The following is a 12048-nucleotide window of genomic DNA, read 5'->3' as shown; positions in this document are numbered from 1 at the left end:
TAAAACGGTACTTTTTGTGCAGAAGGTGAAGGCTCTCGCTGTGATAGAACAAGTCAACGGGAGTGAGTTTTAAATCTAGCTAATTTCACTTCTGGAAAATTGTTATTTAGCATAGTGAATGAATCGTCTGCTTCTCCCTTTAGGTGCTTGTTAAAAAACGCCAACGAATATTCGTTCACGATGGAAGAGGCTCGTTGCGGTTTAATGCTGCCGGCCATTCCGATGTAACGAAGGAGCGGAGTGATGTATTGAACATCGGCAAAATTGTAATGCTCCATCCCGTCTATATATAGGGCTTGGCCGCCGTAGCGGGCTGCATTAGCAAAATGCTCCACTTGAAGCTCCGCAGTTACTGCTTCTTCTTCAGCTTCTGCTCTGCTTATCCCCATGTTGATAAGTTCTGCATCTGTGTAAACGGGATGTTGGCTTCTTTCATCAAATTGCTTATACGTGCCCTCCGAGAGCAGGAATAGAAACGGCTTGGTGATTCCTTGACGGTTATGGTAGCGGTAGAGTGCGCCGTCTAAGTTAATACCCGCTTTGATTCGATCGTTGTAAGCAGCGTCATATGAGGCAGCGCCGCCATAGGAATGGCCCATTACGCCGACATTTGCGAGGTCGAGTCTTCCTTTTAAATTGAACGTTCCTTTTAATGGAGACGGGACGTTTCCGTTATTCCACAGTTCCAACTGATCGAGTACAAAAAAGATATCGTCTGTCCACACTTTACCCACCATATTCCGATATTCCGTATCGCGAATTTTATTTTCATCCGTTTTCATGGGGGCAATTCTACCGTCGGGAAATACAGTGGCAAAAGCGCTGTACGTATGGTCAATAGATACGACAATGTAGCCATTGCTCGCTAAATGCTCAGCTTGCGAGGTGTGATAGATGCGCGAAGATTTGTATCCGTGATTTAAAAGGATAATTGGGTAAGTAGGGCTTGATGTTGAGACCTCGGCTCCTTCGTAAGAATGGCTGGGGATGTCCTTCAAGTAGTTCATTATAAAAGAAGGAAAGCCGACTGTTTTGGATAGCGGCTCTTCCTTAAGCAGAGCTGTTTGTCCGATCATAGGGGCGGGGGCACCTTTTGTTTGTTGGGCAGGGTACCAAATTTGGACCATGAGCTCGCGATTGCCTTTTTTTGCGGCATCGAATGTTTCTTCCCGACTGGAATCGGTCAGGTGGAAGATTTGCGTGCCTACGAGATGCGGGCCTGTTGGCTCTGGCAGCTTGAAGAAAGGAAAAGCGTACATGAATCCAGCTGTAGCTGCCAGCATGATAAACGTGACGGTGTAGGCGAAGCCTTTTATAAATCGCGGTGTTTGGCGGGCAGCGGGCTTTTTGAAATAGGAGTAGTTGGTTGCGCTTAGAGTAAGGATAGTGATGGTGTAGGCTAAAAAGAGCTGGATTCTGTAGCCTTCGACGGATAGATGGGCGACGAGCAGCACGAGACTCATCACGCTAGTGGCCGTTAAAGCGATCCTTTTCGCTCGGTTGCGAAGCAGAATGGAGGAGGCTAGCCAGGATGCGTTTGAGAGAAGAAGCAGGAATTCGAATAGTCTCATTGGGGATCTCCTTTGTCACCTTTGTAAATAAGGTGTGTGGTGGGTGTTTGGCTTGCGTTGAAACGAATTTCTGAGAGCGTGTTGATGGTTACGTACTTGTAAATATTTTTAATGAAGACTTGTGTTAGTTTTCTGTTGTGCATTCTGCTGACTTGAACGTTCCTTTTGATCGTACTCTGTCGGCTTGAAATGAACTATCGATTCACCTTACATTGGGATGACGTTTTTGTAATTTCTACCTGAGGCAGGGGGAGTACATAGACTAGTCGGGAAGGTTCGGGTACACTAGCTGGTGATGGCAAGACAATTTGGAGTTATAGTGGATTTGCAGGCAGTTGTCTTTAAATAGATACGATCAGAATGGGGATTCGGGAAATATGCTTATTCAATTAATTACTGTAGGAAAGTTGAAAGAGAAGTATTTGGTGCTAGGGATTGCGGAGTACAGCAAACGTCTGGCTCCTTATGTGAAGTTTCAGGCCATTGAGGTGCCCGACGAGAAGGCGCCAGAAAATATGAGCGACGCTGAGCTTCTGCAGGTGCAGGAGCGGGAGGGCGAGCGTATTTTAGCACATGTGAAACCGGAGGCTCATGTGGTGGCGCTGGCGATTAACGGGCAGTTGTGGTCGAGCGAGGAATTGGCGGAGCATATGGATAAGCTCGGCACTTATGGGACGAGCCATATTGTGTTTATTATTGGCGGTTCGGTGGGGCTGTCGCCCGCTGTTATGCGTAGGGCACAGTCTAAGCTTTCTTTTGGAAGAATGACATTGCCGCACCAACTGATGAGACTTGTGTTGGTGGAGCAGATTTATCGGGCGGTGAAGATTAATCGGGGGGAGCCTTATCATAAGTAGGGCGAAAAATCCTAGAAATCTTATGCCGGATACAATTGAAAAAAATGTAATCATGTAGAGAATTGTGTATTGTTTTGATAAACTAAAGTTGTGAAGTATCTTTATTGTGTGGTTGTTCTAATCATCATTTCAAACGTGCAAATATCGGAAGTAATCATAGCTAACCATCTATATTCATTAGGTTTTCAGGCAAGTTAAATCCCAAGATGGGGGTACAGAAAAACCGTGAAAACTGAGGCAGAAACTCGAAAAGAACTAATTGATGCAAAACTCTACACTGCAGGCTGGGATGTAAACAATCTTGCTCAGGTTAAACAGGAGTTTGATATTTCTGTGCCACTAGATGAGGGTGTAGCAGAAGCGAAAATGCCTTATGAAGTTCATCATTATAGTGATTATGTACTGCTGGGGAGAGATGGGAGACCGCTGGCCGTTGTTGAAGCTAAAAAGACTTCCAAAGACGCTTCGAACGGTAGGGAACAGGCTAAACAGTATTGTTACAACATTCAGAAACAATATGGTGGCAAACTCCCGTTCTGTTTTTATACAAACGGTCTTGAGATTCATTTCTGGGACTTGGAGAATTACCCACCCAGAAAAGTAGTTGGCTTTCCAAGTCGAGATGATTTAGAGCGATTTCAATATATCCGGGAACACAGAAAACCACTTGCTGATGAGCTAATAAACACTGAAATCGCCGGAAGAGATTATCAGATTCGTGCGATTCGTGCAGTGATGGAAGGAATAGAGAAAAAACAACGGAGTTTTCTTCTGGTGATGGCCACCGGAACCGGGAAAACAAGAACCTGTGTTGCCCTTGTGGATGCTCTAATGCGTGCAGGGCATGCTGAACGAGTGTTATTTCTGGTGGATAGAATAGCTTTACGAGAGCAGGGACTAGCTGCTTTCAAGGAACACTTACCTAATGAACCTCGTTGGCCAAAGGTCGGTGAGAAGCTAATTGCGAAAGATCGCCGTATCTATATTTCAACCTATCCTACAATGCTCAATATTATTAGGGAAGAGGGCAATAACCTCTCACCTCATTTCTTCGATTTGATAGTAATTGATGAAAGTCATCGCTCTATTTATAACACTTACGGAGAAGTGCTTGATTATTTCAAGGCCATAAGCCTTGGATTAACTGCAACTCCAACAGATATCATTGACCACAACACTTTCAAGCTATTCAACTGTGACGATGGTCTGCCAACCTTCGCTTACACGTATGAGGAGGCAGTTAATAACATTCCGCCTTATTTGTGTAATTTTCAAGTAATGAAGATACAAACCAAGTTTCAGTATGAAGGTATTAGCAAACGGACGATCTCCTTGGAAGATCAAAAGCGATTAATTCTTGAAGGTAAAGAGGTTGAAGAGATCAATTTCGAAGGCACTGAGTTGGAGAAGACGGTTATCAATAAAGGGACCAATTCGCTCATTGTGAAAGAGTTCATGGAAGAATCAATCAAGGATACTAACGGTGTATTGCCTGGAAAAACTATATTTTTCTGTTCTTCTAAGTCTCATGCTCGGCGGATCGAGGAAATATTTGACTCACTTTACCCGGAATATGCAGGTGAATTGGCTAAGGTGCTTGTTTCTGATGACCCCCGTGTTTATGGGAAGGGCGGACTCTTTGACCAGTTCTCCAATAACGATATGCCTCGCATCGCCCTCAGTGTTGATATGTTGGATACAGGAATTGATATTAGAGAATTGGTTAATCTAGTATTCGCTAAACCGGTGTATTCTTATACCAAGTTCTGGCAGATGATTGGCCGTGGGACTCGATTATTAGAATCAAATAAAATAAAGCCTTGGTGCACAGAAAAGGACAGGTTCCTCATTCTGGATTGCTGGGACAATTTTGAATATTTCAAGATAAATCCAGAAGGTAAAGAACCTACTGTTCAAATTCCGCTCCCTGTACTTTTTGTAGGTATTAGGCTTGATAAGATTGAAACGTCACTCGATTTGCATAACGATGGCATTGCTGAGAAAGAGATCAAAAAGCTTCGATTACAAATAAAGGATCTCCCAAAAAGCTCAGTGGTTATTCAGGAATCAGCCACGGATTTGCACATAATAGAGGATGATAATTTCTGGACAAAATTAACTCATGACAAAATTCAATTCTTGCGTACTACCATAAAACCACTATTTAGAACGGTTTCGCAAACGGATTTTAAGGCTATGCGATTCCAGAAAGATCTACTTGAAGCATCACTGGCGATCTTGGCTAACGAACAAGAGAAATTTAAAACATTAAAGGATAACATCATCGAATTGATTGGCGAACTTCCACTATCGATTAATATTGTTGCCAGTGAAGAGGCTATCATTAAGCTTGCTCAAACAAATCATTACTGGGCAACGGCAACAGACGAAACATTTGATGAACTTGCTATAAGGTTATCTACTCTTATGAAATATCGTGATAATAATATTAAACCTCTCAGACTTGCTCAGTATGACTTTATCGATGCGCTCAAGACAAAAGAAATGGTGGAATTCGGTCCCGAACATTCAGCAGTCAGTGTCACTAAGTATCGCGAAATGGTGGAAGAGCTCATTATGGAGCTTACTGAAAGTAACCACATTCTACGAAAGATTAAAGAAGGAATAGAGATTACAGAGGAAGAGGCACAGGAGCTTGCCACAGTATTGCATCATGAGCATCCACATATTACCGAAGATTTACTTAAGAACGTGTACAAAAATCGTAAAGCGAACTTTATTCAGTTCATTAGGCATATCTTGGGGCTAGAGATACTGGAAAGTTTCCCTGACACAGTATCCAAGGCCTTCGATCAATTCATCCATAGTCATACGAATCTAAGTTCCCGTCAACTAGATTTCCTAAATCTGCTAAAGGAATTTATATTGGAGAAAGAGACCGTGCAAAGGCGTGATCTGATCGAATCTCCCTTTACAGTATTGCACCCACAAGGAATCCGTGGCTTGTTTACCACGGCAGAAATCAACGAGATTATAGAACTTACAAAAAAGGTGGCAGCATAATTTGTTACAAAACAACTCAGTACTAAAAAGTAAAATTGATCAGCTGTGGAATAAATTTTGGAGCGGCGGTATATCCAATCCTCTTACTGCCATTGAACAAATTACCTATCTACTTTTTATGAAGCGACTGGATGATCTTGACCTGAAGCGAATATCTGATGCCGAATTTACGGAGGAAGAGTATATCTCCAAATTTGCTGGAGAATTTACACTCCCTGGCACCGATCAGAAGGTGGATAAGCAGACTCTTCGTTGGAGCAATTTCAGAAGAATGCCGGCCGAAGAAATGCTTAATCATGTGCAGTTAAAGGTATTCCCTTTTTTGAAAATGTTGAATGGCGATGAATCAGCATTCACCCATCACATGAAGAATGCGGTCTTTCTTATCCCTAAGCCAGCTTTGCTAGTAGAAGCAATTTCCACCATTGAAGAAATATTTGCAGAGATTGAGAAAGATGCCGACGAAGGTGGCCAGGCTTTTCAGGACATTCAAGGGGATGTCTATGAAATGCTCCTTTCGGAAATTGCCTCAGCCGGTAAAAACGGACAGTTCAGAACACCACGACATATTATTAAGCTCGTTGCCGAATTGGTTGAACCTCAACTGGGGAACCGCATTGCCGACCCTGCTTGCGGAACTGGTGGTTTTCTGCTTGGGGCGTATCAGTATATCGTAACCCAGCTTGATAAGAATAAGAAGAATCTTCAGCCAGACGAAGATGGATTTATTCGTAATTCCGTGAGCGGAGTCTTAACAAAAGAAGTTAGAGATATTCTGAATGACAGCTTATATGGCTACGATATAGATATCACCATGGTGCGGTTGGGGTTGATGAACTTGATGATGCATGGTGTGGACACCCCTCACATTGATTATAAAGATACATTGAGTAAGGGCTATACCGAGTCTAATCAGTATGAGTTTATTATGGCCAATCCGCCATTTACCGGTAGTATTGATAAGGGAGATATCAACGAATCCCTTAAATTGGGAACTACCAAGACGGAGCTCTTATTTGTGGAGAATATTTATAATCTGCTCAAAATGGGTGGAACAGCAGGGGTGATTGTACCGCAGGGAGTTCTGTTTAGTAGTGGTAAGGCCTTTGTTGAAGCAAGGAAAATACTTGTTGAGAAATGTGAACTTAAAGCAGTTATCAACATGCCGAGTGGGGTATTCAAACCATATGCAGGAGTAAGTACTGCTATTTTGATTTTCACAAAAGGCGGTGAGACCAAGAATGCCTGGTTTTACGATATGCACAGCGATGGCTATAGCCTGGACGACAGGCGGACAAAACTTGATGGATATGGAGATCTACAAGATATTGTAACGCAATATAAGTTGCGTAATCAGGAAAGGGCAAGCGACCGCAAAGAAAAGTTTTTCTTTGTACCCAAGTCTGACATCGTGAAAGAGAAATATGATCTCTCTATTAGTAGATACAGAGATGATGTGATTGAAGAGGTCGTTTATGAAAATCCTTCATTGATTCTTGCCAAGCTCAAGACAATAGAGAGCGAAATTGATTCGGAGTTGATTGAGCTTGAGGAGATGTTAGGAGTAAAATGAAAAGTGTAACATTAAGTGATATTATTGCTGAAAATGGCGTATTTATTGATGGTGATTGGATTGAAAGCAAAGACCAAGACCCACACGGAGAAGTACGTCTTATTCAACTGGCGGATATTGGGGACGGCATCTTTTTAAATAAATCAAATAGATTTTTAACAAAGAAAATGGCTCTCAAGCTTAAATGTACTTTCTTGCAAAAAGGGGATCTGTTAATTGCTCGAATGCCAGACCCTCTAGGTAGAGCATGTATTTTCCCCGGAGATGAAAGGCAATGTGTTACAGTCGTCGATGTTTGTATACTAAGACCTAATTCAAAAATCATTTTCAATGAGTATTTAAAAGACCTTATTAATAACTCTGATTTTCGAAATAGAATAAATACCTACACCACTGGTACTACACGAAAGAGAATCTCTAGAAGTAATTTAGATAAAATCCAGTTTGATTTACCAGCATATGAAGATCAAATCCGCATTGCAACTGTTCTCACTCGGGTGGAAAGGCTTATTGCCAAACGCAAAGAGAGCATCAAGGCGTTGGATAAATTCTTGAAGAGTACCTTTGTGGAAATGTTTAGGGATGTTATTTCCCGCCACGGAAAGCCATATATTTTTGATGACTTAAAAGCTGATGGAAAAGGTACCTTTTCAAATGGACCATTTGGGAGCGATTTACTTACTTCAGAATTAAACTCTGAAAATGGTATTCCGGTTATTTACATTAGAGATATTAAAAATGGATATCTTGAGTGGAAAAGTAATGTATTTGTTACTCCACAAAAAGCATCCTCACTGCCTAACTGTCACATTATTCCGGGAGATTTATTAATTGCGAAAGTAGGGGATCCTCCCGGAATTGCTGCAGTGTGTGATGAAAAAATGAAAACAGCAATAATCACTCAAGATGTAATTCGGTTAAGATTAAATTATAGAATAGTAAATCCAGTATATTTATGTAATTTCATTAATTCAGACTTAGGGAAAAAAATAATAAAAAAAATCACAGTAAAAGGTACACGAAAAAGATTTTCCTTGGGTGATTTTAAAAAGTTGCAACTTAATTTACCAGACCTCACTCTTCAAAACAGATTCGCCTCCATTGTTAAAAAGATTGAGAATCTTAAAGCAAGATATACTCTAAGTCTAATTGAACTGGAAAACCTCTACGGTTCGCTTAGTAGACAAGCATTTAAAGGTGAATTGGATTTGAGCAAGGTTCTGGTGGAAACAGAAAACGAAGAACTTCAAGAGGAGAGAATGAAAATACCACCTCTGGATAGTGAAATTATTGATTCAAAAATATACTCGGAAGCCGAGTTAATGAAAACTATTCTATCTATGAAAGGTCAAGCGTTTAGCTTTGACTCTCTCATGGCAAAACTTGAAAAAGCTTCGTTTGAGGTGATGCCCAACTATGGAGATTTAAAAGATCAAATTTATGAAATGCTGGGAGGGACAAGCCCGCTATTGTCGCAAACTTTAGTCGAAGTTAAAAATGAATCAGGAAAAGTCGAAAATAAAATAATGTTAAGGGTTAATATATGAGACTGATACGTTTAAAAATAACAGATCCCATGGGCTTTAGAAGTCTGCAAGCTGGTTTTGAGGTTCATTTTCTGCGCGAATGGAATTATGCTGAGGTTGATGAATTTAATCCTTATATACTGGCAGGCCCAAATGGCAGCGGTAAATCTAATGTGTTGGAAGTATTGGCCGCGATTTTTTATCATATCGAATGCATGTATCTCAATTACAGGCCAGTATCATTTGAATATGATGAAATAGAAAATCCGCAAGGCTTTCGAAGCGATATTGCATCCCCTAACGGATTCGAGATTGAATATTTCATTATCGCTCCTCCCACATTAAACATCGCAGGGAATAAAGAGTACGCACACATTAAGATCGTTAAAGAAAGAGGCAATTCACCTCATATTTATTGGATTAATAGAGATTTGTTTGATGTTGGAACTCCGCAGATTCTTACCAGTAATGAAGCCAAAGAAGTATTACCAGACTTTGTGCTAGGTTATTCTTCTGGTGAAAATGAAATATTGAGTTTGTCTTTCTTCAAAATGCGCTTTATCCATTTTGATGAGTACAAAGATTATCTTAATCATCAGAGTTCTTATTCCAGCAAGTCTGCTGGTCGGCTTACATTTCTAAATAGTGAATATAATCAGGCTATAGTATTAAGCAATCTCCTTCTTCAAAAGACTGAATTATTAAAGCCGTATAAAGATGAAGTAGGCGTTGAGGATATAAAGAGTTTTCGGATCATTATCAGAAAGTATATTAAATTGGATAAAATGCAGGTTACCGAAGATCAAGAGGATACTATTAATTTTCAAAAGACTATCGTGGAGACTATCGAAGACGAATATGGTGAAATTCAGTATCGTATTGATATTACACAAAACCTGAATTCAATCATCAGGAGGCTAAAAAATTGCTCTACCTGCAGTTATTACGATTCTGTAGCAGACGAGCTATTTCTTGATTATTGGGTTAATGATGAAACCAAGGAAGCCTTTGCGCATAATTTTGAATCAGCCATCGAACTCTTTCAGGCGTTTCAGACTCTTCTTACTCTCAATCTTTATACTGTAAGCGAGAAGTTGAAAAAGGAGCTGTACCAATCTGCAAGCTTATACGTGAATGAAACCGTTCCAACACTCCCCTCCGATGAACGTATAATGCGTTTTAAGGATTTATGGTTACAAAAGAGTGGAGTTGCTACAAATATACTGAGCAAATCACTGTCAGATGGGGAACACCAATATCTCCACTCTTTAGGGCTATGTTTGTTATATAAGGATAAAAAGTGTCTATTTCTTCTCGATGAACCGGAAACTCATTTCAATCCCAACTGGAGAGCAAAGTTTATCACTGGAATTCGTAATTGCTTCAAAGGCGAAGATTGGAATTCTTCAATGCGAGAAATGTTGATCACGACCCATACTCCCTTTTTAATATCAGATAGTAAAAAGGAATATGTTCTTGTGTTTAACAAATTAGCGAGTCAAATGATAGAAGTTACACGGCCGGATTATAACACTCTTGGTGCGTCAATCAATAAAATTACTATGAAGTCCTTGGGTAAAACTGAAACCATTGGTGGGTATGCAGAAAAGCAACTTAATGAAATTAAAGAGCGATTCGAAGCTGGAGCAGCGAAACAAGAATTAATTGATGAAGTAAATAACTTGCTTGGAGATTCGGTTGAGAAAGTATTATTTATAAAAAGAGTACTTGATAGTATGGAGAGGGAATAATGCTATTTACATATCAATACATCAATCATAGTATGGAGAAAATGCAGGAATTTATTGATTATATATTTTATGAGGTTTGGTGCGAAGCTCCAACAATTACAGACTATTCGTTAGAATTGTACGATAATAAACCGGAGTTGAAAGAAGTAGTGACAGCTTTTCACTATTCAAGCACACAAGGTGGTGATTTTTTTAATGCAAAGGTGGAGGAGATATTCGCAATATTTAAAACGCTTAGCCCAGCGGATATCTCCCAATTGAAATTGTGGTATCAATCAAACAACAACATTGAAAACTTATGTAAGAATAATCTGGCGATTACGCCTTCAAAATACTCTGATATAAATCGAATGAACAAAGATCTTGGATCCGCTCTAAAAGTATTTTTTGTTCGATTATACTCGCAAGATTTACTCTCCCTAAAAGCATTAGCAGATAAAATTGGTTTGATTGATGATCATTATACTGAGTTTGTAAAGATTAATCGTGCAGGCAAATGTCCTTTCTGTGGATTATATGATATTGATAGTGAGTATGTTCATACCAGGGAAGCCTATGATCATTACCTGCCTAAAAGTGAATATCCTTTCTCATCAATTAGTTTTAAAAACCTAGCACCTATTTGTAATAAATGCAATAGTGGTAATAAGGGATCAAAAGATCCACTTTACGATATTAATGGAAATCGGCGTAAAGCCTTTTATCCTTTTAATCCCAATCTCCATACTATGGAGATTGATTTAAGACTTAATTCAGCAGATATTGAAAAATTGACTCCGCAAGATGTAACTATTAAATTTGGCCCTGTAAACATTGAGGAAGAGCTCAAAACGTGGAACGAACTCTTTGGTATTGAAGCACGTTATAAAGCAAAGTGTTGCAGTGCTGATGCAATATATTGGTTTAATCAAATAATCGATGAATGTGGAGATAAATCTCCAATGGAATTTCTATCTATCAGATTAGAAAGTGCCCAAAAATCGCCTTATTCAGATACAAATTTTTTGCGTAAACCATTTTTGGAGGCATGCGCAGCACTAGATATGTTCACATAAGAAGAAATTGAGGGTAATTTATCACATCTTTTGGTTAAAGGGATGCCTACAGTAGGTATCCTTTATTTCGCCTTTAGAGTGATACGGAGAACCGTATCACAAATAGTGGTAAAGCGGAGAGTAGAACTTGTAGTTAATCTGAAAGATTGGAATATTACGGCATAAAACTTAATAATGAGCGACATTGGTTGATTATTTAACTAAAAATGACCGAACAAGTTTATTCTTATTCGGTCATTTTGTGATCGCCCCCCCCCCCAAAGCAGGGATGGTTGTTTACGTCTCCACTTTTGTTCACTTCGGAAGCACTATAAAACCTTTATTGATGGGGTTTTAGTAGTTTTCATTGCGATTTTTCACTTGTTTTCACTTTAGGAAATCACCCTCAACTTTTGGTTGTCCACCAAATTCCACCATGATTATAAAGCGAAAAGTTGAGCTAACGGGCAGATTAATGAAATAGCATCGACTTTTCAGCTGGATAAGAAAAATCCCCCAATCTTGATACTTAATGTGGTAACATGGAAGGAAAAGGATATCTAATTAAAACAAATCGCAGCTTCCGCGATAGAACTGCTACTTGTTTAAGCTAAAGTGCAGTATCTCAATATACATGAGGAGAAGACTGCCTACTGCAAGTAAAGATGCCTTCTTCTTTATTATGCTAAGTATAATCCAAAAGTTAGGAGCA

Annotated in this window: 7 protein-coding genes; 6 read left to right on the top strand and 1 reads right to left on the bottom strand. The window is 39.7% G+C overall.

All coding sequences use genetic code 11. The features are described 5' to 3' along the window. Positions 1 to 53: 53 nt before the first annotated feature. Positions 54 to 1571 (bottom strand): alpha/beta hydrolase family protein, encoded by a 1518-nt coding sequence (locus ACFQZE_RS15550; protein WP_379358555.1) that lies wholly within the window; start codon positions 1569 to 1571, stop codon positions 54 to 56. Between the two features lie 377 nt (positions 1572 to 1948). Here ACFQZE_RS15550 and rlmH point away from each other — a divergent pair, with 377 nt between their 5' ends. The 6 genes from rlmH (at position 1949) to ACFQZE_RS15520 (ending at position 11357) form a co-directional block, all read left to right on the top strand. Then, a complete protein-coding gene (rlmH, locus tag ACFQZE_RS15545) occupies positions 1949 to 2428 on the top strand; it encodes a 23S rRNA (pseudouridine(1915)-N(3))-methyltransferase RlmH (protein WP_379358553.1) in 480 nt (159 codons plus the stop codon). Positions 2429 to 2653: 225 nt separating this feature from the next. Next, entirely contained in the window at positions 2654 to 5452 is a 2799-nt protein-coding gene (locus tag ACFQZE_RS15540; protein WP_379358551.1) for a type I restriction endonuclease subunit R, read from the top strand. Position 5453: 1 nt separating this feature from the next. Continuing rightward, on the top strand, positions 5454 to 7025 hold the full coding sequence (locus ACFQZE_RS15535) for a type I restriction-modification system subunit M (protein WP_379358549.1): 1572 nt from the start codon (positions 5454 to 5456) through the stop codon (positions 7023 to 7025). After that, the gene (locus tag ACFQZE_RS15530; RefSeq protein WP_379358547.1) at positions 7022 to 8572 is read left to right on the top strand and encodes a restriction endonuclease subunit S; all 1551 of its coding nucleotides are present in this window, start codon (positions 7022 to 7024) and stop codon (positions 8570 to 8572) included. The genes ACFQZE_RS15535 and ACFQZE_RS15530 overlap by 4 nt, the downstream gene beginning before the upstream one ends. Continuing rightward, positions 8569 to 10302, top strand: a complete 1734-nt coding sequence (locus ACFQZE_RS15525) for a restriction system-associated AAA family ATPase (RefSeq protein WP_379358545.1) — start codon at positions 8569 to 8571, stop codon at positions 10300 to 10302. The genes ACFQZE_RS15530 and ACFQZE_RS15525 overlap by 4 nt, the downstream gene beginning before the upstream one ends. Then, positions 10302 to 11357: an HNH endonuclease gene (locus ACFQZE_RS15520; RefSeq protein WP_379358543.1), complete on the top strand. Its 1056-nt coding sequence runs from the start codon at positions 10302 to 10304 to the stop codon at positions 11355 to 11357. The genes ACFQZE_RS15525 and ACFQZE_RS15520 overlap by 1 nt, the downstream gene beginning before the upstream one ends. Positions 11358 to 12048 lie beyond the last annotated feature (691 nt).

Source organism: Paenibacillus sp. GCM10027627, assembly GCF_042675505.1.
Classification (GTDB): domain Bacteria; phylum Bacillota; class Bacilli; order Paenibacillales; family Paenibacillaceae; genus Pristimantibacillus.
The sequence above is the reverse complement of the archived record's forward strand: the minus strand, read 5'-3'. Positions and strand labels throughout refer to the sequence as shown.